22 protein-coding genes, 1 pseudogene and 6 riboswitches are annotated in these 23641 nt (G+C 64.8%); of the genes and pseudogenes, 8 read left to right on the top strand and 15 right to left on the bottom strand.

Translation table 11 applies throughout. From position 1 onward, the window contains the following. Positions 1–30 precede the first annotated feature (30 nt). Positions 31–91, bottom strand: a riboswitch (Fluoride riboswitch). A 59-nt stretch (positions 92–150) separates the two neighbouring features. Together ACREYQ_RS33820 and crcB are read right to left on the bottom strand one after the other, a co-directional pair. Continuing rightward, positions 151–486 carry a DUF190 domain-containing protein gene (locus tag ACREYQ_RS33820; protein WP_432263611.1) on the bottom strand — a complete coding sequence of 112 codons (336 nt, stop codon included), beginning with the start codon at positions 484–486 and terminating at the stop codon, positions 151–153. 8 nt (positions 487–494) lie between these two features. Further along, complete coding sequence (gene crcB / locus ACREYQ_RS33815; protein WP_432263610.1) at positions 495–878, bottom strand: fluoride efflux transporter CrcB; 384 nt, start codon at positions 876–878, stop codon at positions 495–497. Between the two features lie 226 nt (positions 879–1104). On the opposite strand from crcB, the gene ACREYQ_RS33810 reads away from it, so the two are divergent. Continuing rightward, positions 1105–1683: a hypothetical protein gene (locus ACREYQ_RS33810; RefSeq protein ID WP_432263609.1), complete on the top strand. Its 579-nt coding sequence runs from the start codon at positions 1105–1107 to the stop codon at positions 1681–1683. 62 nt (positions 1684–1745) lie between these two features. On the opposite strand, the gene ACREYQ_RS33805 is transcribed toward ACREYQ_RS33810, so the two are convergent. From ACREYQ_RS33805 to eno, 8 genes are all read right to left on the bottom strand, one after another. Continuing rightward, positions 1746–3761 (bottom strand): dynamin family protein, encoded by a 2016-nt coding sequence (locus ACREYQ_RS33805; RefSeq protein ID WP_432263608.1) that lies wholly within the window; start codon positions 3759–3761, stop codon positions 1746–1748. Between the two features lie 3 nt (positions 3762–3764). Then, positions 3765–4241, bottom strand: a complete 477-nt coding sequence (locus tag ACREYQ_RS33800; RefSeq protein ID WP_432263607.1) for a hypothetical protein — start codon at positions 4239–4241, stop codon at positions 3765–3767. Further along, positions 4238–5704 (bottom strand): DUF6062 family protein, encoded by a 1467-nt coding sequence (locus ACREYQ_RS33795; protein ID WP_432263606.1) that lies wholly within the window; start codon positions 5702–5704, stop codon positions 4238–4240. The genes ACREYQ_RS33800 and ACREYQ_RS33795 overlap by 4 nt, the downstream gene beginning before the upstream one ends. A 207-nt stretch (positions 5705–5911) precedes the next feature. Next, positions 5912–5972, bottom strand: a riboswitch (Fluoride riboswitch). A 71-nt stretch (positions 5973–6043) separates the two neighbouring features. Further along, positions 6044–6580, bottom strand: coding sequence for an inorganic diphosphatase (ppa, locus tag ACREYQ_RS33790; protein WP_432263605.1), 537 nt, complete (start codon positions 6578–6580; stop codon positions 6044–6046). Positions 6581–6607: 27 nt separating this feature from the next. Next, a complete protein-coding gene (locus ACREYQ_RS33785) occupies positions 6608–6964 on the bottom strand; it encodes a DUF190 domain-containing protein (RefSeq protein ID WP_432263604.1) in 357 nt (118 codons plus the stop codon). Between the two features lie 2 nt (positions 6965–6966). Then, positions 6967–8292 (bottom strand): voltage-gated chloride channel family protein, encoded by a 1326-nt coding sequence (locus ACREYQ_RS33780; protein WP_432263603.1) that lies wholly within the window; start codon positions 8290–8292, stop codon positions 6967–6969. A 76-nt stretch (positions 8293–8368) separates the two neighbouring features. Beyond that, positions 8369–8435, bottom strand: a riboswitch (Fluoride riboswitch). A 52-nt stretch (positions 8436–8487) separates the two neighbouring features. Next, positions 8488–8994: a hypothetical protein gene (locus tag ACREYQ_RS33775; RefSeq protein WP_432263602.1), complete on the bottom strand. Its 507-nt coding sequence runs from the start codon at positions 8992–8994 to the stop codon at positions 8488–8490. Further along, the gene (gene eno, locus ACREYQ_RS33770) at positions 8991–10331 is read right to left on the bottom strand and encodes a phosphopyruvate hydratase (RefSeq protein WP_432263627.1); all 1341 of its coding nucleotides are present in this window, start codon (positions 10329–10331) and stop codon (positions 8991–8993) included. The genes ACREYQ_RS33775 and eno overlap by 4 nt, the downstream gene beginning before the upstream one ends. A 132-nt stretch (positions 10332–10463) precedes the next feature. Next, positions 10464–10530, bottom strand: a riboswitch (Fluoride riboswitch). A gap of 94 nt (positions 10531–10624) precedes the next feature. Between eno and ACREYQ_RS33765 the strand changes: the two genes are divergently transcribed. The 6 genes and pseudogenes from ACREYQ_RS33765 to ACREYQ_RS33740 all read left to right on the top strand — a co-directional run bounded on the left by ACREYQ_RS33765 (position 10625) and on the right by ACREYQ_RS33740 (position 18879). After that, the gene (locus tag ACREYQ_RS33765; protein WP_432263601.1) at positions 10625–11494 is read left to right on the top strand and encodes a prenyltransferase/squalene oxidase repeat-containing protein; all 870 of its coding nucleotides are present in this window, start codon (positions 10625–10627) and stop codon (positions 11492–11494) included. 12 nt (positions 11495–11506) lie between these two features. Beyond that, a riboswitch (Fluoride riboswitch) is annotated at positions 11507–11569 on the top strand. A 17-nt stretch (positions 11570–11586) separates the two neighbouring features. After that, positions 11587–13272, top strand: coding sequence for a dynamin family protein (locus ACREYQ_RS33760; RefSeq protein ID WP_432263600.1), 1686 nt, complete (start codon positions 11587–11589; stop codon positions 13270–13272). A gap of 71 nt (positions 13273–13343) precedes the next feature. Continuing rightward, positions 13344–13412: riboswitch (Fluoride riboswitch) on the top strand. 112 nt (positions 13413–13524) lie between these two features. Further along, the gene (locus ACREYQ_RS33755; protein ID WP_432263599.1) at positions 13525–15168 is read left to right on the top strand and encodes a MutS-related protein; all 1644 of its coding nucleotides are present in this window, start codon (positions 13525–13527) and stop codon (positions 15166–15168) included. Continuing rightward, positions 15165–16667, top strand: a complete 1503-nt coding sequence (locus ACREYQ_RS33750; RefSeq protein WP_432263598.1) for a MutS-related protein — start codon at positions 15165–15167, stop codon at positions 16665–16667. Before ACREYQ_RS33755 ends, ACREYQ_RS33750 begins: the two co-directional genes overlap by 4 nt. A 170-nt stretch (positions 16668–16837) precedes the next feature. After that, positions 16838–17260: an ACT domain-containing protein gene (locus ACREYQ_RS33745; protein ID WP_432263597.1), complete on the top strand. Its 423-nt coding sequence runs from the start codon at positions 16838–16840 to the stop codon at positions 17258–17260. A 392-nt stretch (positions 17261–17652) separates the two neighbouring features. Then, positions 17653–18879, top strand: a pseudogene (locus ACREYQ_RS33740) (class I SAM-dependent methyltransferase). Positions 18880–19063: 184 nt separating this feature from the next. On the opposite strand, the gene gpmA reads toward ACREYQ_RS33740, so the two are convergent. Genes gpmA through ACREYQ_RS33715 form a run of 5 tightly spaced genes read right to left on the bottom strand, consistent with a single transcriptional unit; the run spans position 19064 to position 22954 of the window. Next, positions 19064–19783 (bottom strand): 2,3-diphosphoglycerate-dependent phosphoglycerate mutase, encoded by a 720-nt coding sequence (gene gpmA / locus ACREYQ_RS33735; protein WP_432263596.1) that lies wholly within the window; start codon positions 19781–19783, stop codon positions 19064–19066. 40 nt (positions 19784–19823) lie between these two features. Continuing rightward, positions 19824–20228 (bottom strand): YkvA family protein, encoded by a 405-nt coding sequence (locus ACREYQ_RS33730; protein WP_432263595.1) that lies wholly within the window; start codon positions 20226–20228, stop codon positions 19824–19826. A gap of 15 nt (positions 20229–20243) precedes the next feature. Continuing rightward, positions 20244–21590 (bottom strand): MFS transporter, encoded by a 1347-nt coding sequence (locus ACREYQ_RS33725; RefSeq protein WP_432263594.1) that lies wholly within the window; start codon positions 21588–21590, stop codon positions 20244–20246. Continuing rightward, a complete protein-coding gene (locus tag ACREYQ_RS33720) occupies positions 21587–22396 on the bottom strand; it encodes an endonuclease/exonuclease/phosphatase family protein (protein ID WP_432263593.1) in 810 nt (269 codons plus the stop codon). The genes ACREYQ_RS33725 and ACREYQ_RS33720 overlap by 4 nt, the downstream gene beginning before the upstream one ends. Positions 22397–22411: 15 nt before the next feature. Beyond that, on the bottom strand, positions 22412–22954 hold the full coding sequence (locus ACREYQ_RS33715; RefSeq protein ID WP_432263592.1) for a Chromate resistance protein ChrB: 543 nt from the start codon (positions 22952–22954) through the stop codon (positions 22412–22414). Positions 22955–23055: 101 nt separating this feature from the next. Between ACREYQ_RS33715 and ACREYQ_RS33710 the strand changes: the two genes are divergently transcribed. Beyond that, positions 23056–23640, top strand: coding sequence for a phosphatase PAP2 family protein (locus ACREYQ_RS33710; protein ID WP_432263591.1), 585 nt, complete (start codon positions 23056–23058; stop codon positions 23638–23640). Position 23641: the final 1 nt, after the last annotated feature.

Raw genomic sequence — 23641 nt, 5'->3', positions numbered from 1 at the left:
GGCCAAATCCGTCTGCATGCCCGGGAATCGGGCGAGGCAGACATCATCAGCCTAGCGGCGGTTCAAGGAGGATGTCATCTCCTGATGCTGAGTATAGGAGCCGATACATCGCTGTGCAAGCAGCGCGCCGCGATGACGTGGGGCAGTGCATCAGGGCTCGGTCGTACCCCCTCCGGCAGCACCGAACTCGACTGCCGTTCTGGCGTAGAAGAGCGACAGGCCCTCCTCATTGTCCAGGCGCGCGAAGACACGCGCACAGTCGGCCTCGCTAAGCACGACGGCAACCTCGACCGGTTGGTCGACGGGCGAGAAGAAGTGGTAGGTATGAAAATGATGGTGATGACCGACCCCCTCCTGGCAAATCATCTTGGTCGCGCCGCGCACGCCCATTGCCTCCAGCGTTTCCATCAGCCATTCGGCGACGCCCTTGTCATTGTGCTTGTGCGATTGCTGCGTATAGAAAGTGACCTGATATCCGCTCTCCATGATTCCTCCTAATTCGCCCAAACGCGCAGCCCCACTGCCATCCCCAGCGCCGCAAGCAGCAGTCCGCAGCCAAGATGTAGTCCAAGCGCGAGCAAGCCGGTCAGGGCGCGCCCCTCCTGCAACATGGTCAGCAGCTCCAGGGTGAAGGTCGAAAACGTGGTGAAACCGCCAAGCACCCCGGTGATGATGCCAAGCCGCCATTCCGGTGCCAGCGCCGCATGCGCCGAGAAGAAAGCGCTGGCCAACCCAATGCAAAAGCACCCCGAGACATTGGCAAAGACCGTCCCCAATGGAATGGCCGACCAAAGGGGATTGAGCAGCAACCCCACCACCCAACGCAGCAGCGAGCCGGTGGCGCCACCGACGCCCACTGCCATGGCAAATGACAGCATCTTCTTGTTCTCCCGCTACGGGCTTCGCGCCGTCGCTGCATGCAGCGTCACCCTGTTGTTCCGCCGCGCGCCGCCCCCGAACCGGTCTGGGGAGCGGGCGGGCGCCTCTCTTTGGATCCCCTTCTATAATGACCGAAAACGCATGCGAGATGGCATCCTCGAATTACGCGATCGTTGCTGATGATGCCTGCTTTCTCCCCCGGCATCGGGGAACTGGAGGCTGAGCATGCCATCGCGCGCTACCCTGGAGGCGGTCGCCCGTTACCAGAGCGCCGCCATCACCCGCCCGATCACGTGGGTCACCCGACGGCGGGATTCTGACTCGGCGAACTTGCCCGCCTGCCCCTACCGGCTCATCGGGCCAGACGGTATGCAATGCGAAGCCGAGGAGCGCGCACCAATCTGCGCGGACGACTGCCTGCGTTGCACGATACCCGAAGCGCTGCAGCACCCCAAAGCCTGTCTCTACCTGCTGCCCTTGCGCCTGGACGGCGAGCCGATCTTTGTCTGCCGCGCCTACTCGAGCAAGGTCCACGCCCTGGCGTCTCGGAACTGGCGGGACTTCTGCTTTTGCAACTATTGGTTCCCGCGCGGCGATCCCGATCCTGCCAACGAGGCGTCGATTCCCGGGCTGGCCGGTGCCCGACGCCGGTACCGCGCGATCCTCAGCACGCCACCGGCGCCGCCAACACCGCCGGCCAGTCCGGTCGGCTCGGCTGACGTGCGGCCGGAGGCCAGCCGCGCCCGGCGCCTGCGGTGGCGCGGTCTCATCGAACGTCTGCGTCTTTTCTGGCTTTGGCGCTAGGCCGGTGCGGTTCCCACTGGATCGTCGGAAGCTGAATTTGGGTGGCGTCGAACGACCAGCTGCTACGCATCCCGGGCTTCAAGCGAGGGACCGAGCAGGCGGAGATCCTCGGCCAATTGCGCCGCTAGTGCCTGCCGGTATTGCACCTGCCCATACGGCAAGGCATCTCGCCCCGGATGGAGCGCCATCGACAGGGCATCCAGATACCGCGAGCGCCAGGTGTCCAGTTGCGTCAGATAGTCCAGGAGCTGGTCGCGCAGACTATCGATCGCCCCATGCGCGAACAGCCGCTTGGCAATCGCATGGTCCGCCAGCCAGCGACCGAGGTCCGCCATTGCCGGGCGAGGCAGGACGGTCGCGGGGAGCGTGCCGCGGCAGTCAAAGCGATGGGCCATTATTGGAACCGGCAGGCTTTCCGGGTCCTGCGGCCAGCGCCAGGCGTCCTCCGCACTCCTGGCCAGCAGCAGACTGATGTGCGCCCGCAGGACCAGCAGGCCTTTCCATTGGTGCGCCGCCTCGGACGAAATGAGTGCGTTGGCCGTGCTGCTGAGCATGTCGGAGAGATCCAACAGGTCGCTGCCGCCTGCCGCACCGAGCCCCGCGGCATTATGTGCGGTGCTCCGAACGGTTTGCCGAATGAGTTCGTCCGTGAGCCTCTCCACCTCCGGCGCGCGTTGTTGCGCCTGCTCAATCAGCTCGGCCGCCGCCGCGTTTGCTACCGACGCCGGCGCCTCATGCAGGCATTGGAGGACTCTCGCGCGCCGCTCCAGTTCCGCCCGGGTCGCCATGCGCAACGCCAGCAACGCCGACGCGTCCGCCTCCCGTTTGCCAGCTCTGGCCGCTTCGATGGCCTGGCGCAGCACCGTGTCCCGCCATGCGTCGCACCACGCGGACGCTCTGCCTTTCACACTGACCAGACCGACCGGCGCACGCACACCGGTAGACTCCCAAAGGGTCGTAAGGCAATGCTCGTGGACCAGCGTGCGGTCATGGTCCAGCAGGTCCGCCTTGGTCAGCACGACCAGGACGCGGACCCCAGCCTGGCACAGGCGCTCGATCAACTGGGCCTCGACCTCCCAGACCGGCACAATCGCGCTGGCGGCCAGCACGGCTACCTGGCAGGCCAGTAATTCCTCCAGAAAGTCGAAGCTCGCCAAGGCGGCAGGGTCATCGGCCAGCGGCGGCATGTCGATCCAGGTGACATCCCGCTCCAGCGCCGGGCTATTCACCTCCATCGTTACGGACAGCACATGGCGCCGGTTGCCGGCATTGGCGCGTGCGCTGGCAAATTCCGCCAGGCGCTCCGGCTCGAGCTGTTCGCCCGCCGCCTCGGCAAAGCTGACCTCGCCGCGGGTGCGCGGACCGTAGCGAAGATAGACGGGAATGCACGTGGTCGGCAACGGGCCGACCGGGAGAATGGGCTGCGCGAGCAGATGATTGATCAGCGATGACTTGCCGACGCTGCACCGGCCGACGACCGCAACGCGCAACTCGCCCGTACGGCGCCGCCTGGCCAGCAACGCCAACTGACGTTGCACGTGCGCAAGGCGATGCCGTTGGGCAATGTCCTGCAGGCAGGCAGCCACATGGCCGGCATCCTCGGCGCCAACTACCTGGCAGGCTCCCTCTTGGGCGGTGACGCGGTCGGCTGGCTGGGGTCGGTCCAACTGCGCGGCCATGTCACGTAGCGCCCCCAGGATGACGGATGCCCACCGGCGGGCATCCTGCTGAGCCGGCTCCGACAGCTTCTCGCTCAGATCGCAACTGTCGGGCGACAACCCTTCCGCGCGCGCGATCGCGTGCTCAATCAACAGGCGGCTGGCCTCCACGTGACTCGCATGGAAGCACTGCACCGGCGTTCCGCTGACGCGCAGCATCTGTGCCATGGTCTCACGCAATTGCAGGGCACGATCGCGCAACACCTGATATGTCACCGGCGGCACCTCGGGGCGATCGCCGCGGAACGGCGACGCCGTCTCCACCGGATCCAACACATGGCGCGCCTGTCCCAGCAGCGCATCGATGTCAGCGAAGATCGACCGGGCTTGGTCGAGGTACGTCTGCGGCAACTTGATCATGGTCTAGTCCAAATTCCCGGCGGCGTCGGTCCCGCACACATCGCGCTTGAGCCGCTCCAGCCCGTGATGGAGCTCGGCGAGCAGCCCCTTGTAGTCATCGACAAATGTGGCATCGATCGGACCGTAGCCACGCAGTGCGGCCGGGGAGAGCTCGTCGAGATCGACCAGGAGGAAGGCCAGATGCACGAGCGCCAGTTGCGATGGCGTGGCCTGGAATCGGGTCATGTCGATCTGCCAGTTGCGCGCAAAGTCGGCCAGGGCAGCGCGCAGGCGCGTGATGCGATCATGGGTCGCGTCGCTCGGCTCCCTGCGGATGCCCGCCGTGTCGACAGGGTCGACCGTTGTCGAGGCCACCAGTACCTGTTCCAGTTCCGCCAGCCGCTCGTCGAGATGACAGAACTGCGAATGCAAGATGCGTTGATGATCCGTGGACAGGACGCTGGCTGGCCCCCGCGATGGATGCGTTACAGGCAGTTTCATGTCGCTGTGCCCTCCAGATCAATGGTGTTCGGTGCCAGACGCTCCGCCGAGGCACTCAGGTCAAGCGACACTACGCCGGCGAAGACCATCAAGGCGCGCATCCATGCCTCGCCTTCACTGCCTCGGTGTTCGCACCGGGACGTCCAGATCTGCTTGCGCAGCGCTTCCTGCAGCTCCCAATCCAGCAGGCGCAGCTTCGCATGCTGCGTGGACAGCAGGAACTGGACCGCCTCGGCGGCGCCAGTCTGTCTCTGTGCCGCAGCCAGATGTCGCATGCAAAGGCCCGTGCCCGCCTCATACTGGCGACGGAACGCGGTCGTTTCGGCCAGCGTCAGCACCAGCCCCAGGCTCCGCCGCTCGGCGACTTCCGCGCGCACGCACATCGGGCAATAGAGCGGCCCGGCGGCGATCTCGCGCGCGATGGCAAGTGCCTCCAGGCGCGCCGCCGGCCGCACAGCTCGCAGCCAGCGCAAGGGACCGCGCCTGACCTGCGCCGCCTCGGGGCGCAAGGCCAGCGCCAGTTGCGCACGGGCGGCGCCCATCGCATGGGCCAGCGTGACCGCGCGCAGCCGGGCCGGCAATACACCCATCGCAGCCCAGAGATGCGTATTGCACAGGGGCAGCAAGTCCTCGATTTCGCGCACGGCCACGTCGGGGCGCGATTGCGCCAGCCACGCCAGGCGCTCGGCCTCGACGCGCAGCATCTCGTAGCACACGGGGCATCCCCGGCGGGCGGTCACCACGTCGCTCAGACACCGCGCGGGATCGGCATCGCCGCCGATCGGCAGCCTTCGCGGTGGCGCGGTGCCCGCCGTCAGCGCCATGCGACCCGCCAGCGCCGTGGCGGCGCGCTCCATGTCCAACGCGCTTGTCGGCGCACCCTGGGTCCGCGAACAGTTCGCGAGCCATCGATCGGCCACCTCGATCACGGTGCGTACGGTCTCCCGAGGCGCGCAAGCCAGGAAGTGCTGCGCGTGGAGGAAGCACAATGGCGCACGGATCGGATAGCGCGCGCGCAGATCGGCGCGGCCCAGCGCGCGGCGCAGCACGCCGAAGACACCCTGCTCGACCTCACGCAGGACCAGACAGGCGGGACAGGTGTTGCCCGGCACACGGCCCAGCCGGTGCCCGTGCTTTGGTGCGGCCTCCAGCCCGGATAACGCATGTGCGCAAGTGAACTGGTACAGATGGGCGAGTCCAGGTCCCTCGGCGCGCTCGGCCAGATAGCGAGCGTGACGCCGGCAGAAGCCCCAGCGCTCGGCGAAATCCCGCATGACCTCAAGGTCCGACTGATTCTCGGCGAGCAGCCAGAAGAAGTAGCGAGTCTCGGCTTTCTCCATCGCCTCGCAAGCGATACAACCCTCCCCATCGAGGATATGGTCGACATCCCTGTCGCGGGGATCGGACACGCGAGCGAAGAGGCCCCCGGCGACATGGTGCGCCATCTCGCGGGCGGTCATCATGTTCCGGCTCAGCATTGCTGACCTCGCGAGCGCCGCACGGCGGCAGGCCCAACGCTTCGACGCAAACCGCGGCCGCGATCGAAATCGTTACGGGCGAATGGGGAAGCGGAGAAATTGCGATCGGCCATCTGGCATTTCCTGGGGCGAACGAATCCAGGCATGCAACTGGCCGACAGACGACCGATGGTCTGCATGCCCGGTTCCGCGAGCGTTGCAGACATCATTAGCCGGAATGGCGGTTTGGGAGGATGTCATCTCCTCCTAAAAGCATAGGAGGCGATACATGAAAGCTCAAGTATCGGCCGAGGTTCCCGACAATTTCCAGCGGAGCGCCAGGTGCTAGCCCGTCGGCAAGGCGTCCGACAACTCCTGCCTGGCTGCCTCGTAGCCGGCCCAGCCATCCAGCCGGACCCATTTGCCCGGCTCCGTCTTCTTGTAGTGCTCGAAGAAGAACGCGATCTGCTCCAGCTCGCCCGCGGGGACGTCCTCAAGCCGCCGCAGGTGCCGCGTGCCGAGGCTGACCTGATCCGATGGCACAGTCAGCAGTTTCGCATCCGAGCCATGCTCGTCGGTCATGCGCAGCATGCCGAGCAGCCGGCATCGGATCACGGAGAGCGGCGCGAGCGGAAAAGGCGTCAACACCAGCGCGTCGAGCGGATCGCCATCCTTGGCGTGCGTGCCCGGTACGAAGCCGTAGTTGCATGGGTAGCGCATCCCGGTGGGCAGGATCCGGTCGACGCGCAGCATGCCGGTCGCCTTGTCGGCTTCATACTTGACCGGTGGGCTCTGCGCCGGGATTTCGATGACCACGTCCAGCTCGATCAGAGCGTTGGCCGCGTCTTCGACCATGTTGGCGGGAAGCATGGACAGATTCATGGCTCACCTCCTGGGTGAATGGATGGCTCAGTCTGTGGCGGTCTGCGGGTGGTGAAGCTCGCAGGGCAGAAACACTGCCTTCACGTCCTGTAAATGCTCAGCCTGATGCGCGAGGAAGCGACGCAGTTTGGCTTCGAGGTCGATCAGTTCGAGGCAATGCGGCAGATGCCGGTGCGGCGCGTCGACGTGGTGATGGCGCAGCGCCCCACCCTTTAGATAGCCGGCATGGACCTTGTGCAGGATCGCCTGCTCGATGCCGGCCTTGCTGGCATGGGCTAGCAGGTGGCGCGCCAGCGTCGGCGCGAGCAGGCGGCGCCAGCCGGTCGACGGCTTGGCCTTGGCGGTGTGATGGAAATACAGCCTGAGCGACATGATCTGGCTCATGGTTAGCGAATACCTTCTTCGGATTGGACGGGCAGCGGGGCCTGCTGCTGACGTTGGTGGAATGCGGGAATCTCAGACAGGCGCAAGCCTTCGGGCACGCGCAGGCGCTTGGCATGGCCCACGCGTTGCGCGTGGTAGATGCCGGTATGTCCGGAAAACAGATAGCTGACGACGCAGGCGATGCCGGCGAACGTGCCGACCTCGGGCCCGAACAGTTCCATCGCCATGATGGTCGAGGCGATCGGCGTGTTGGCGGCGCCGGCAAATACGGCGACAAAGCCGAGGCCCGCCAGCAGCGGGAATGGCAATGGCAGCACGTAGCCCAGCGCATTGCCCAGGGTCGCGCCGATGTAGAACAGCGGCGTGACTTCGCCGCCCTTGAAGCCGGAAGCGAGCGTCGTCACGGTGAACGCCATCTTGCCCAGGAAGTCATAGGCGGGCAGCGGCTGCCGGAAGGCGTCCGAGATGGTGGGGATGCCCAGGCCGAGATACTTGTCGGCGCCGAGCAGCGTGGCCGCCGCGGCCACCACGCAGCCGCCCAGGAACGGGCGCAGAGGCCCAAAGGCAATGCCGCGCTTGAGTGCGCGCGACAGGCGATGCGTGAGTTCGGCAAACGCCATGCCGGTCACGCCGAAGGCGATGCCGGCAACGACGGCGGCGCCAAGCGTCAACGGGCTCAGGTGCGGGACGAACGGGATGGCATAGGGCGTGTGGTGGACGCCCAGCAACGGCGGCACGAGGTCGCCCACGATCGCTGCCACGAAACACGGCAGGATCGCGTCGTAACGCAAGCGGCCGATGGCGAGGACTTCGAGACCAAAGACGGCGCCGGCCAGCGGCGTGCCGAAGACCGAAGCGAACCCCGCGCTGATGCCGGACATCAGCAGAATGCGCCGCTCGTCCTGGTCGAGGCGGAACAACCGCGTGAGATAGTCGGCAAAGGTGCCGCCCATCTGCACGGCGGTGCCCTCGCGCCCGGCGGATCCGCCAAACAGGTGCGTGATCACGGTGCCCAGCAGGATCATCGGCGCCATGCGCTTGGGCACGATCCGCTTGGGATCATGGATCTCGTCGATGAGCAGATTGTTGCCGCCCTCGACGGCCTGGCCCATGTAGTGATAGGTCAGGCCGACCGCCAGGCCGGCCAGGGGCAACAGCCACAGCAGCCAGGGATGTGCGAGGCGCGTACCGGTCGCCCAGTCCAGGGCGAGCAGCAGTGCGGCCGAGCCAGCGCCGGACAGGATGCCGACGAGCGAGCCCAGAAACAGCCAGCGGCCCAAATAAGGCAGCATGGCCAGTTGCTCCGGCGGAGCGTATTTTTTCTTCATGTTGACCAGATTCGAAGAACTCAAACCTGGACGGCAGGACGCCGTATGGACGCGTGCCTACAACTTCCCTGTCCAGGAACTTGTAGGCATCATCAGCCGGTCTGACCGGCGGTTAAGGGAGGCATGCCATCTCCGCAAGCGTGCGATTGTGCCTGAGGATGGCATTCGGCGCAATTGCCGCCCTGCAAGTGCCTCTTAGTGCGCACCGGCAACGCCAGCGTTGTCCGTACTCAGGGTCAGGGACTGAATCAGGCGATCCGGCCACAGCAACAGGCCGAGTGCGTCCACGGTGTGCCTGACGGCGAGGTCGGCATGCCGGGCTGCCTCGCAAGACAGTCCCAAACCGCCGAAGATGGCAATCCCCAGAGCAGCCGCCTCGAGCATGGGGACATCGCCGCGCCCGTGCCCGATGGCCGCGGCGTGATCCACGCCGACCTGTTCGACATAGTTGCGCTTTGCCTCTGCCTGGCCCAGGTGTGGCAGCGACACCCATTTGCACGGCACGCCGTCCAGCATCGCGCCCATTCGCGCGTCGGCGGGGTCGGCAAGGACATGGATCTTGAGTTGCCGGGCCAGCATCGCCAGTCGCTCGGGCACGCCGCCAAGCGCCCGGCCATCCGCCGCCAGCACGCCGGCCCGCAATGGCAGGATGAGATGATCGAGCCCCAGGTAGGTGAAGCCTGCAATTTCCACTCGGATCACGCGCCCTCCTTCATGGCGGTGCCTTCATGAACGACCTGCCGATGTTTCGGCGCTTGATGACGCGGGAACGCGGCGAGGCCGGGGAAAATGGCATCGCCCCCCAGCTCGCGCTCGATGCGCAGCAGGCGGTTGTACTTTTCCACGCGCTCGCCGCGTGCCGGGGCGCCGGACTTGATCTGTCCGGCGTTGATGGCAACGGCCAGGTCGGCGATCAGCGCATCCTCGGTTTCGCCGGAGCGATGCGACACCAGGCAGGTATAGGCGGCACGCTGCGCCAGGCGTACCGTCTCGAGCGTCTGGGTCAGTGTGCCGATCTGGTTCGGCTTGATCAGGATGCTGTTGCAGCAGTGCTCGCGGATACCGCGCTGCAGGAAGCGGGGATTGGTGACAAAGAGGTCGTCGCCCACGATCTGCAGATGCTGGCCCAGTTGTGTCGTGATGGCAGCGAATCCGCCCCAGTCGGCGTCATGCAGCGGGTCCTCCAGCGAGATGAGCGGATACGTTTGCGCCCAGGCCTGCCAGTAGGCGATCAGTTCCTGCGTCGACAGCGTGAGATTGTCGCGGGCCAGCCGATAGGTGCCGTCGCTATAGAAGAAGCTGGTGGCTGCCGGGTCGAGCGCGATGAAGATATCCTGGCCGGGCACATAGCCGGCGCGCTCGATCGCCAGCAGGATGGCGTCCATGGCCGCCGCGTTCGACGGCAGCGCGGGCGCATAGCCGCCTTCATCGCCGACGTTGGTCGCCAGGCCCATGTCACGCAGCACCTCGCCGAGCCGGTGATAGGTTTCCACGCCGTAGCGGACCGCTTCGCGGAACGTCGGCGCGCCCGCCGGCACCAGCTTGAACTCCTGGATGTCCGGACCCTGCGAGGCGTGCTTGCCGCCGTTGAGAACATTGAACATCGGCACCGGCAAGACCTGCGCGCCGACACCGCCCAAATAGCGATAGAAGGGCAACCCATGCGCGTTGGCCGCTGCCCGCGCGCAAGCCACCGACACGCCGAGGATCGCATTGGCGCCAAGGTGGCTCTTGAATTCGCTGCCGTCCAACTCGGTCAGGGCACGGTCCAGGGCACACTGATTGTCGATTTCCATGCCGCTGAGCGCGTCGCGGATGACGTCCTCGACGTTGCTAACGGCCTTCAGCACGCCAAGGCCGTGATAGCGGCCCGCATCGCCGTCGCGCAATTCCACTGCCTCGTATTGGCCCGTCGACCGGCCGGAGGGCACCATGGCCGAGCCGGAAATGCCGCTGCAAAGCTCCACCCTGACCTCGAGCGTGGGATAGCCGCGCGAATCGAGCAGTTCGTCGGCGGTGAGCGTTGCGATCCGGTTCAGGTTCATGGGGCATCCCGAGGCGCAACCGAACCCCTCGCACGTTGCAGGTCAGCGTGCGGGATGGATCGGGGTTGTGAGCCTGTACGGCAGGACGCCGTGGGGAACATGCGCCTACGGTTTCCTGCCCTTCAGGAACTCGTAGGCATCATCAGCCGGGGAAGCCGGCGGTTTGGGGAGGCATGCCATCTCCGCGTGCCTCCCATTCTGTACCATCCGCCGCAAACCGCAAGGCTTGCCCCTACCTATACTTGCCGGAGAGGAGTCCCAGGCCGGCGCAAGCCGGCGAGCGTGCGATGAGCGACAGCGAATGGTGGGATCAGGTGGTGCAGCCTGCCACGGCCTATCTGACCGCGCGGCAGTCTCCGGGCGGCGGCTTTTGCTTTTACCGCGGCCCCTATCTGGACGAGCCGAACTTGGCCGATACCTATTGCGCGATCCGCGCCCTGCGCTTGCTGGGCCAAGCGGTACCGCACAAGGCGCGTACGCTCGCCTTCCTGCACGCCTTTGACGGATTCGACCAGCCCGCCCAACTCCACGCTCGGGCAATGGGGCTGCTCAGCCTGGCCCCGGGCTGGCGTCCCGATAGCCGTTTGCTGGCCAGCATTCACGCACTGCGCATCGCGCCTGCGCCGGCTGCCGGTGCTGCCGAGCTACATGGCTGGCTGTCCCGGACGCGGCCCATCGCTCGATTGAAGCACGCCTTTGATGGCATTACCGAAGCGCCGACGGTCCGCGCGTGGATCGTGGCCGCCGGACGCGATGGCGGCTACGGCGAGCGCCCGAATCTCTGGGATACCTGGCTGGCGTTGGACATTGCCTATTGCTGCGGCGCGCGCGTGGACCGGCAGGCGTCCCTCGCCTTCGTTGACCGGCTGCAGGTGCCGCCCTATGGATTCACGGCGGTCAAAGGCAGTGTGCTGGGCAATCTTGAAATGGTATTTGCGGGTGTGCGCTGCTGCGCACTGCTTGGCGTGCCGGTCCGATTCGCGGCACAGGCTCGGTCATTTGTGTGCGCCTGCCAGACCGGCAAGGGCGGCTTCGCCCGCTCCCCTGGGGCGCTGCCCAATATCGAGCTGACGTACCGTGCCCTGTGGATTCTGGATCGGCTGCGTCGTGATGTCGCCCTGCGCGCACCGTCCGCTTGCCAGGACCGATTTCAGTGAATACGATGGTGCTATCGATCTGGAGATGGCATTCCTCCACAACCACCCGCCAGGGTTGATGATGCCTGTTGCCATGCACAGCAGGCATCGTCATGGACCTGAGAGCGTACGAACACGCGAAGTTCGATCTGGCCGAGCTGCTCCGCTCAGTGGCGGCCGCGGTAGCGCGCAATGCGCCGGGCAGCCGGTCCGATCTGCAGGATCTCTTCGCCCGCCTGGCCGAAGATCGCTTCAATCTCGTGGTGGTCGGGCGTTTCAGCCGCGGCAAGACTTCCCTGATGAATGCCATGCTCGGCTCCGAGCGCCTGCCGGTCGGCATCGTGCCGCTGACCTCGGTGATCACGACCGTGGCCTACGGCAGCCGGGAGCAGGCCATCATCACTTACCAGGATACGCGGCGGCCCGCTGTCAACATCGCGCTTGAGGCATTGCCGGAATACATCACGCAGCAGCGCAATCCCGGCAACGTCCGACAGGTAAAGACGGCTGATATCCGGCTGAGCGCCGAACTGCTGCGCCGTGGCTTCTATTTCATCGACACGCCGGGCCTGGGCTCCCCGATCCGGGCCAACACCCGCACCACGGAACAGTTCCTGCCTGAAGCGGATGCCTTCATTCTCGTCACCAGCTATGACAGCCCGCTATCCGACGAGGAACTGCAGGTCATCCGCATGGCATCTGCCCTGGCCAAGCGCGTCTTTGTCGTTCTGAACAAGCAGGACATCGTGGCCGAGTCCGAGCGCGAGGAAGCGACGCGCTACGTGAGGCAGCAGATCGGGTCCCGCGCGGAGGCGCAGGAGCCGGACGTCTTCTCAGTATCCGCGCGCGAGGCCCTCGAGGCCCGACGCGCGCACGACGAAGTCCGGCTGCAAGCCAGCGGCGTTGCCGCCCTGGAAGCGACGTTGGTTCAATTCCTGCTCACCGAGAAACGCGGCGAATTCCTGCTCCGCTTTTGTGACCGTGTGCAGGATGCCATTTGCGAGTTGTTGCCCGCTCCGCTGGCGAGGCCCTTACTGGAAGCCCTGCACGGCTTGACCGAGCGCGTCGCACACGACGCACCGGGGGGCACGGTGCGTGCCGGTGCGCCGGCGCCCGACGCAGGGCTCCCCACCTCGGCACGACCGCTTGGTCAGTGCGAGATCTGCGCGCAAATCGGCACGCTGTGCTTCGACTTCCTGAGTCACTACCAGTATGAATTGGCGACCGATCCCAGCGCGCAGGCGCGGCACGCCGAGCGTGGCGGGTTTTGCCCCTTGCATACCTGGCAGTACTGGGGCCTTGCGTCGCCGCGCGGTGTCTGCATCGCCTATCCGGCGCTGCTCGAGCGCCTGTCCGAGCGATTCCATGAACTTTCTGCTTCGGCCCTCGCGCCGCAGGCCGCCGCAGCAGGCGTCGAAGCGGGGCTGGCGACGCGTCAATCCTGTCCCCTGTGCCAGGAACGTGCCAGAGTCGAACGGCAAGCGGTTGACGCGATCCTGCAGCGACTGCATGCCAACAACAGTGCGGCATTCGAATCGCTTTCCGCCATTTGCGTACCGCATCATCGCCTGTTGCTCTTGGCCATCGATGACGATGCCATGCGCCGCAAGGTGCTGACACGCCAGGGCGCGATCCTGGATCGGCTCGCCGAGGACATGCGCCGCTATGCGACCAAGCATGACGCAATTCGGCGCAGCCTGGCCAGCGAGGAAGAGATGCGCGCCGGTCAGCTTGCCGTCTCGATCGTGGCCGGGCATCGCAACGTGAGCCTGGCAGGGACCGACGACGACCTCTACTAGCTGCCGCATGCTCCACGCGGCACCTCTGTCGCGGGCTCGCCGCTTGCCGAGGTCGCACTGCCGTCATATATTGGGAGGCAGGAGAAGGCATCCTCCCGCCCAGTCGAACCGCCACCCCGGCTGATGATGCCTGCATCACCTGGAATCCAGGTATGCAGGCGCGCATGAGGCGACTGCCTTTCCGCCCCTGTTGTCGCGGCCATATCATGCCGTCGACCTCCTGGATGCCAACCGGCCAAAGGGAGCGAAGACATGCTGCGTGACAACACCGGTGACAGCAGTGCCATCTTGTCCGCGCAGGACCAGGCTGCGGTACCGGCCGCCAAGGGACCCACGGACTCGTCCCCGCCCTTTCAAAGTGTTCTGCATTCCGACCCGAGCGCCGCAGGCCGCACGGCCGTACACGAAGCGCCGGCGTTCTTTCACGACCTCCTGCTCGATCACATCGTCAAGGCAATTCTCGGGTCCAGCAGCCAGGACTTCGATCTGGCGCCATACTTCTACGCGCCGCTGACCGGACCAAGCACGGATTGGGACGCGATCGGCTATCGCCAGGAGATCATGCGCGACATGGACGCCGCCGCCACGATGGAGGTGATCAAAACCTTTCTGGCCGCGATGCATGCCATGAGAGAGCAGTGCACGCTGGCGCAGAAGCTGTATTACCAGTACGAGAAACGGTGGTGGCACCTGGAGGCCGTCGACACCTATTGCCAGGCCGTCGTGCACCTGACCGAGGCGCTGCAGCGGATCGCACTGAAATCGCGCGGCATGCTGGCGTTGCGCGGCTATCTTGCCAACCACATCCAGACGGCCCCGTTCCAGACGCTTCTCACCGGCGCCGCCCGATTGAAGGCGGATCTGGCGGCCATCCGATATTGCCTGCTGATCTATGGCAACAGCGTCACCGTGCAGCCCTATGTGGGCGAGGCGGACTACAGTGCCGCGGTGGAAGCCACGTTCGACAAATTTAGGCGCCGCGCGGTCAAGGACTATCGGGTAAAGTTTCCCCGCCTTGGCGGCGTGGGCCACGTGGAAGCCCAGATACAGGATCGCGTCGCGCTGCTCCACCCCGAGACCTTTGGCGCGCTGAACGCGTTCTGCGCCGAGCACGCTGACTTCATGGATGAGCGGATTGCCCGATTCGACCGGGAGATCCAGTTCTACGTGGCTTACCTGACCTACCTCGACAAGTTCCGGCGCGCGGGTCTGCCGTTCTGCTACCCGACGGTGTCGCGGGCATCCAAAGACATCCAGTGTGTCGACGGTTTCGACCTCGCCTTGGGCGACAAGCTGGTCAATGAGGGCAAGCCGGTGGTGTGCAACGATTTCCGCCTGCATGCTCCCGAGCGCATCTGCGTCGTATCGGGCCCGAACCAGGGCGGCAAGACCACCTTTGCGCGCATGTTCGGGCAGATGCATTATCTGGCTTGTCTGGGTTGCCCAGTGCCGGGGACGGAAGCTCGCCTCTTTCATTTCGACCAGCTCTTCACCCACTTCGAGCGCGAGGAGGACATCACCAATCTGCGCGGGAAGCTGCAGGACGATCTGGTCAGGATTCACCGCATCCTCGACGCGGCGACCGCAGACAGCGTCATCATCCTGAATGAGATCTTCGCCTCCACCACCCTCAAGGACGCCGTCTTTCTGGCCACCCGAGTCTTGACGCGGCTGTCCGCCAAGGATGTGTTGGGCGTGTGCGTCACCTTCCTGACCGAGCTCTCGACGCTGGATGAGAAGATGGCCAGCTTCGTCAGCATGGTGGATCCTGCCGACCCCGCGATCCGCACCTACAAGATCGAGCGCCGGCGTGCCGACGGCCTGGCCTACGCCATGGCTCTCGCCGAGAAGTATCACGTGACATATAGCGAACTCAAGCAGCGCATCCAGCCATGAACGCACGTCTGATGTACCGGGACCGCGATTTCGAGTTGTCGCGCACCTTGCAGCCGTATCAAGCGGACGTCAAGAACGACCTGGAACTCGACACCCTCCTGAAGGCCATGGCCGGCGACGATGGCTTGATCTATGACGTCGCGCTAACGGCGCTGATGGGAGGCATCGGCAACGATGCCGACACGGTGCGGTACCGGCAGGCGATCCTCTTGGACGCCACGCGAAATCCGGACGTGGTGCGCGAACTCTACCAGCTCACCGCCGCCGCGCTGGAAGGAAAGCGCCACCATTACTTTGGCATCTTCCTTAACTACCCATCCGGGATCCTTCACGATGCGATGGATCTGATGCGCGTATTCGTCGCCATTCTGCGGAAAATGCGCGGCATCGCTGACGCCCACCTGGGTCAGTTCAGCTCCGAGGGGTTCTCGGCCCTACTCAAGATGCTGCAGGCGGAGTTCAGTGACGCCTATGTTGAGAATATCGAGCAGCATCTCGCTTATCTGAAGCTCAAGCATGGCGTGCTGGAGAGCGCTCAGCTCGGCAGAGGCAATGAAGGCGTCGATTACGTGTTGCGCCAGCCCAACGATGTCGGCTCTTCCTGGCTCGCCAGACTGCTGCGCAGGCGGCCGGCGGCTTACACGTTCCGCATCGCCGAGCGGGATGAGGCTGGCTTCCGGGCACTCTCTGAGCTGCGAGACCGCGGCCTCAATCTGGTGGCTAACGCCCTGGCCCAGTCGACCGAGCACATACTCAGCTTCTTCGAAATGCTGCGCATGGAGCTGGCGTTCTATATCGGGTGCCTGAACCTGGGGGCGACGCTGTCCGCCATGGAGGCGCCAATCGCTATCCCGGCGGTCGGGCTGCCTGCCATGGGTGAGCTCCGCTTTGCCGAGCTCTACGACCCCTGTCTCGCGCTAAGCATGGGGCATCGCATTGTCGGCAACTCTGTCAATGTCGGAAGCAAGCCCTTAGTCATTGTGACCGGTGCGAACCAGGGAGGAAAGTCCAGTTTTCTGCGCAGCATTGGCGTGGCCCAACTGATGATGCAGGCGGGCATGTTCGTCGCGGCCGAGTCCTTCACCTCGGGGCTGCACGTTGGCCTCTTCACGCACTACCGGCGGGAGGAAGACGACACGCTCAAGAGCGGAAAATTCGACGAGGAACTGGCCAGAATGAGCCGGCTTGCCGAGCAGGTCTCGCCGAACGCCATGATGCTCTTCAACGAATCCTTTGCCTCCACCAACGAGCGCGAGGGGTCTGAGGTCGCACGGCAGATCGTGGAAGCCCTACTGGATTGCGGCGGCCGGGTTTTCTTTGTGACGCATATGTACGACTTTTCCCACGGCTTCGTCGATCACCCCCGGGTCGATGCGCACTTCCTGCGGGCTCAGAGGATGCCGGACGGAACGCGCACCTTTAAGTTGATCGACGAAGCCCCTGAGGAAACGAGTTATGGCGAGGATCTGTATCGTGAGGTGTTCGGTGGCAGCGGCTGATCTGGATGAGCGCTTCGGTTCCTGCTGCGGGCCCTGGCAAGCTAGCACGGCATCCAGACAGCACGCTGTCGTGGATTCCTACGCGCCTTGGCACTGCGCCGGGGAAGCGCGAGGGATGGATCGAAGGGGTGGCCTTTGGCACCAATCAAGTGAGGCAAGGAGGGATGACGATGGAACTGCTCGTGGAACAAGTGGACGTCTGGGCGGCCACCATCCCGGACAAGCCGGGCGGTCTGGCCGAAGTGTTGACCGCGCTGCGCGATGTCGGCGCCGATCTGCAGATGGTCATTGCGCGGCGCAGCCCGGATCGGGCCGGCGAAGGCGTTGTGTTCATCACGCCGCTACAGGGAGATCGGGAAGTCGCGGCAGCCTCCGAGGCGGGTTTTAACCTCACGCAGAAGCAGCATTGCGTGCGTGTCATGGGCGGCAACCAGCCTGGCGTGGCCGCGCGATTGACCGAGCAGCTTGCCAAAGCGGGAATTAACCTCCGTGGCTTTTCTGCGTCGGTGATCGGCACGCAGTTTGTCGCCTATGTCGCCCTGGATTCATATGCGGAGGCTGTCCTCGCCATGGAAATACTCAACGCGATTTGAGACTCGGGTCGATCGACACGGCTGGGGCAGGCAGAGGCGATGGCTCAAGGGACCGGTGTCGTCGTTGCGTGCGGTATGCCGAGTCGCCCAGGCGTCAATGGCCTGCCGTTCGGCAGCGGAGCGGACCGGTGAAATGCTACGGCGCACGCTTTCACGCGGAATTCTAAGCCGCGGCTCGAGAAGCCTGCCCCGCCTGTCAACGCGCCCAATAGATGCGGTGCGGCAGCGAGGTAGTGCACCTTCGCTCGCGTCGAGTCGCCCACCATTTCCGCTGGCCGGCGCTGTTTGAATCGTTGGGCGAGCCGGGCCCGTCGAGGGCCATGCCGGATCGTGGAATTTTGCTTTGCAGTCTGTCCATTCGGCAGACCCCTCGGGACTCGGAGGCAACCCATATGCTGCTCAAGCAAGTACTCGACAAGCAACTGGATCACTGGATCTCCGATCTGTGCGAGAACGCCGACATTCCCGTGCAACTCCGCTTATGGAACGGAATGGAATACGCGCTGGGCAAGTTCGAGCGCCCGGCCGTCATCCTGACCGTGCGAGAGGATGGCGCACGGCCCTTCCTGCTGACCCCCAGCCTCGACAACCTCGGCGAAGCCTACGTTCAAGAAAAGATCGACCTTGACGGCAAGCTGGACGACATCATCTCGGTCGGCTACTAGTTCTCCGCGGCGGTGAGCCGCCGCGCCGGCGGCGCGGTGGCCAAGGTGGCGCGCCACTTCACGCACAGCAAGCAAGAGGACAAGGCGTCGATCCAGTACCACTACGACGTTTCCAACGACTTCTACAAGCTGTGGCTGGATCCCAACATGGTCTACTCCTGCGCCTACTTCGAGCACGGCGACGAGGACCTGGCCACCGCCCAGTTGCAGAAGATCGACCACATCCTGACCAAGATCCACCTGCAGCCGGGGCAGACCCTGCTCGACATCGGCTGCGGCTGGGGTGCGCTGGTACTGCGCGCGGCGCAGAAGTTCGGCGCGCGCTGCGTCGGCATCACCCTGTCGCAGACCCAGTTCGACCTGGCCACGGAACGCGTCAAGGCGGCGGGCCTGACGGACAGCATCGAGATCCGCCTGCAGGACTACCGCGACATCCAGGGCACCTTCGACCGCATCACCAGCGTCGGCATGTTCGAGCACGTGGGCATGGCCAACCTGGTCAACTACTTCAGCCGCATGCGCGAACTGCTGGCCGACGACGGCTTCGCCATGAACCACGGCATCACCTCGCCCGACCCCGACATCGGCACCTCGCCGACGGACGGTTCCGAGTTCATGGGCCGCTATGTTTTCCCGCAGGGCGAGCTGCCCCATATCGGCCTAGTGCTGACCACCATGCAGAAAGGCGGCCTCGAGGCACTGGACGTGGAAGGCCTGCGCCGGCACTATGTGAAGACGTTGCACGACTGGGCAGACCGCTTCGAGCAGCAGAGCGAGACCATCCGGGCCATGGTCGGCGAGAAGAAGTACCGCATCTGGCGCGTCTACCTGGCCGGCTGCGCGCACGCTTTCGAGACCGACCAGATGGCACTGTTCCAGGTGGTGTGCCACAAGGCGGGCAAAGCCGCGTCCACGCTGCCGTGGTCGCGCTGCTATATGTACGACAGATCCTAAGCAGCGTGCACGAGCCCATATGGTGACCATCGAATGCCCTCGCCTGTCGTCCAGACTAGTCGCACCTGGTCCGCCACAGCGCAAGTAGGTCACACGCAATCCGCTTTGGCAACTTGCTCCGCGGCGTCCAATGGGCTCGGAGCTGACGGCGCGATGGCCTCCCCCTTTTGACGACCCCAGCGCGTCATAGGATCGTTGATCGTGCCGGATGCGGCAGTTCCAGATAGTGCCGCTCGATGACGCGCAAGGCCGCATCGAGGCGATATACCAGTGGGACGCCGTTGGGCACATCAAGGCGGGTAATGTCTTCGTCGGAGATTTGCTCAAGCAGCTTGATCAAGGCGCGCAGGCTATTGCCATGTGCGCTGACCAGGATGCGCCTGCCGGCCAGGAGTGCCGGGGCGATGGTGTCCTGCCAGAGCAGCTGGACGCGCACCAGGGTATCGCAGAGCGATTCGCTGAGTGGAAGACTCGTTGCCGGGACTGCCGTGTACCGTGGGTCGCCCTGTGGCGCGCGCGGGTCGTCGGGAGGCATGGTGGGTGGGCGGCTGCCGAAGCCGCGGCGCCATGCCCGGACATTGGCCGCCCCATAGCATTGTTCGGCCTCCGTCTTCAGCATGCCGGTCAGCGCTCCATAGTGGCGCTCGTTCATCCGCCAGTCTGCGATGGATGGGATCCACATCGCATCGAGGGCCGCCAACATCAGCCACTGCGACCGTATGGCGCGTTTGAGCCGGGACGTGATCGCCAGGTCGAACTGGAAGCCGGCGTCCCTCAGCGCGCGTCCGGCCCGCTGCATTTGTTCGATCCCAACGGGTGTGAGATCAATGTCCGTCCAGCCAGTGAAGCGGCCTTCGAGATTCCACTGCGACTCGCCGTGCCGGACCAGTACCAGTTGCGCCATGACATCCCCTCTGAAGTGCAGTGCCGTTTCGGTCGCTGCTTCAGGCTGGACTCAGCCATCGCCAGCCCAGATAGAGGGCAAGCAACCAGATGACAGCGATCAGAATTGCGCCGCCATAGCTACGCGGCTTGCGGCCATGTTCAATGAACCACAGATCGGCGCGCACTCGGCTGTCGGCGATGACTTTTCCCGGCAGCAGGCGCAGCGACAGCCAGATCAGGCCGGGGAGCAGCAGCGCGTCATCGACATAGCCCAGGACCGGGATGAAGTCCGGGATCAGGTCGATGGGGCTCAGCGCGTAGGCGACCACCAGCAGGCAGAGTCCGCGCACCAGGATCGGCGTCTCGGCATGACGGTACGCGAACCACAAGGTCAGACCATCGCGTTTGACCTTGCGCGCCCACTGCCCGATCACCTTGGAAACGCTGGAGAGCATTTGCTTCATCGTGTCATTGTCTCCCTATTGGCGGCGCAACCGGAACAGCGCTGCCGTGCCGGCTGCCATCAGGCCGGCGGCCAGTCCGAAACCGAGGATGGGGGACAGCCCCGTCCAGACCAGGCCAACGCCCGCGCTGGACAGGAACTTCGCGGTGCCGTTGACGGTGCCCAGCGCGCCGACGCTCATGGCCAGCGTCTCCGTCTGCACCATATCGGCGGTCACAGTGGACTCTAGCGCCTCCTGCACCGCGACATAGAGGCCGGCAATGAAGAAGATCCCGGCGAGCAAGGCGATGCTGTCCACCCGGAACCAGAACGCCAGCGCTGTCAGCAGCGCGGTGGCTGCGCCCAGCGCGTAGCCGGCGACGAGCACCGGCAGCGAGCCGAAGCGGTCGGCCAGCACGCCGACCGGAAACGACGCCACCACCTGGACCACATTGCGCCAGACATACAGCAAGCCGGCGACTTGGGCCGCGTGCACAACGCCCAGTGAGGCGGTGAGGAGTTGCGTGGCGGCGAGGATCAGCAAGCTGTGGGAGAAGTCGCCCACGCCAAAAAGGCCAACCGCGCCCAGATAGCGCTTGAAGCGCGCGGGCAGTCCGCGTAACGCGCTGAAGAACTTCAAGCCCGGATTCGGCGAGTGCTCTGGATCCTTTACCAAAGTCAGGAAGGCGAGGACCGCCAGGATCCCGGGGATGACGCTCAGCCACAGGACAAAGCGGAACGGACCAGCAGGGTCTTGCCACGGCCAGGCTTGGGCCCATCCGAGCAGCGCCACGCCGAGCAGCGGCCCCACCACCGCGCCAATGGTGTCCATCGCACGGTGAAAGCCGAAGGCGCGACCGCGCGTTTCAGGCCGAATCGCCTGAATCACGATGGCGTCGCGCAGCGGACCGCGAAGGCCTTTGCCAAACCAGGAAAGGATGCGGCCCGCCAGCAACAACGGCCACCCGGCCGCGAGCGCGATCAATGCCTGCCCGGCCGGCGTCAGCGCGTAGCCAAGCAAGACGAGCACCTTGCGGTGTCCCAGCTTGTCGGCGACATACCCGGAGACCATCTTGGTGAAACTCGCTACCGCATCGGCAATCCCTTCGATGGTGCCAAGGACGGCCGCGGGGATGCCCAGCACTGCGAGAAACCCTGGCAAGAGGACCGTGGTCGTTTCATAGCAAAAGTCGCCGAGCGCGCTGGTGACGCCAACGCCGGCGACCGTACGATTGAGCCAGCGGGCAGGCTTGACGGCCGAATCGGCGTCATTGTTGCCGCTGGCATCGAGAGCAGGAGACTCGTTTGGGATGGGCATGGAAAGGCCTCGTTGAGACGCCGATCCGGGCTGATAGACCCGTTCGGCCAGGGTGGGCAGCTTCATCGCGGCAGGTCGAATGTCGCCAGCACGGGATAGTGATCCGATGCCCAATCGGTCGCTGGCGTGCGGATGACCTCGTAGGAACGGGCGCAATCGGCCAGGGGCTTCGAAGCCAGGACATAGTCGCAACGCATGCTGGCAAACTCGGTACCCGTGAATTCCGCGGTTGGCACGGTGGGCACACCTGCGCCACCCAACGCGAAGCCAACATCCACCCAGCCCGCCGCTTCTAGCTGGGCAAGCACGCTGCGATCAGCGGTGCGGCCGTCCTCCGCCAGATAGCGCGCGCGATGGTGCGCCGGTAAGGCGTCGAAGTCTGCCGGCTCCGGATCATGCGGGGAGGCGGAATTGAAGTCGCCCGTCAACAGGGTGAAGGCGTCGGCTGCCGCCTGCACGGCCAGGTAGCTCGCTTCGCGCCGGCGCACGGCCGGTCCGTTCGGGCAGAGGTGCGCGCTCATCAAGGTGAGCGCGCGCGTGCCCCCAGGCAAGGCGACCTTCAGTGTCGCCAGGGCGTGGTGGAAATGGGCGTGATCGGAGACGAAGGCAATCGGCTGCAGCGGTGCACGGATGAAGATGGCGACATGCTGGCCGGTCGTGGGTGCTATCGCCAGGAAGCCTCGCATGCCCGTCTGCGCCTCCATCTGATACAGCCACGCGCCACCGTTGGCATCCAATCCCTTGGCTTCCTGCATCAGGAAAATGTCGGGCTGCCGAGCGTTGAGCAGCGCGATCTGCGCGGCTGCCCGGCGGTCATCGGTACCGTCCCTGCCCGCGAACAGGGTGTTGTAGCTCAGGATGGTCAGCTTCATGCGGCAAGATCTCCGTTAGCGGTTCTCGTCATGGGCGTCGAACACGCGTTGGGCGTAGCTATCGAGCAGCGCCTCGCAATCCTTCAGGCGCTGCTCGGACTCCAGGGCCAGCGTCGCCCCGTAGAAGTCCAGCTTGCGTATTTTCGCCAGCCAGCTCTGCAGCTTCTTGAGGTCGACATCGTTCTCCTCCAGCTCGGCGTAGGTGAAATGGTTGGCCGCCGTTTCCTTGGCGATTTCGGCTTCGAAGTCGTTGCACTTGTCGAGGAACTCCTTGTATTCCTCGTCGCGGTCAGCCTTGAAGCGGACCATCACCTTGTCTTCCTGCGAACGGTCGAGCGCGACCGTCTCGAGCAGCAGTGACTCGCCGGCCATTTCCGAGATGTCGTTCTCGAGCATCTTCAAGCGGCGCACGTGATCATCAGTCTTGGGCAGCAGGCAAACACCGCTTTGCACGTAGATGGCCCCCATCCCTTTGAGACGCCGCCACAACGCGACGCGGTGCTTGGCGGGCTCCGGGGGGACCTTGTAGGTCAGTAGTAGCCAATATTGTGTATGCATGGAACGATACTAATGTAACGGTGGTAACATGTAAACAGAAACATCGCTTAACCGAGAACCCAAACTGTGCCTAATACGGCATCCACGAGACTATGCTGCTCTTGAACGAACTGGCCATGCCAGGCAACAGCGCCCTCTTGTCGGCGCTCGCCCATCGGCTAGGCCCTATCGATCTCACCGTGCTGCGCGTAACGTTCGCGCTGTTTGATCCGAGAGCCTTTGCTGCGCAAGCGGTCGTCTGCGCTTTATGGCGTGATCGGCAGCGACGCAGCCAAAGGCGTCCGGACCGGTACGGCACCATGGGGACCGAGTTGATTCTGTCTGGCCTATGCTTCGTCGCGACCGTCGGCGCCGTGGGCGTCACGAAGCTCGTCGTGAGTGCGCCGCGGCCGGCGCTGTTACTGGCGGATATTTCGCCCCGGCTGCCGGCAGGCGACCCCTATGCCTTCCCCAGCGGCCACGCGGCAATGGCGGCCGCGATCGTCTTCCTGCTGTGGGCGCGTGCTAGGGTGCTGGGGCGGACGCTGCTGCTGCTGATCTTGGGCTGGGTGATGGCTGCGCGCTGCATCGCAGGACTGCATTTCCCGTTAGATGTTGTCGCCGGGGCGGCGATTGCTTTCGTCTGCTGCGCCGGCGTCCGTTGGCAAGCGGAGAGGCGCTTGTCCGCAGGCAAGCCGCAAGCTTAGC

The organism is Cupriavidus sp. TMH.W2, from assembly GCF_050847365.1.
GTDB lineage: Bacteria > Pseudomonadota > Gammaproteobacteria > Burkholderiales > Burkholderiaceae > Cupriavidus.
Note: the sequence above shows the minus strand (reverse complement) of the source record. Positions and strands in the feature narration are given on the sequence as shown.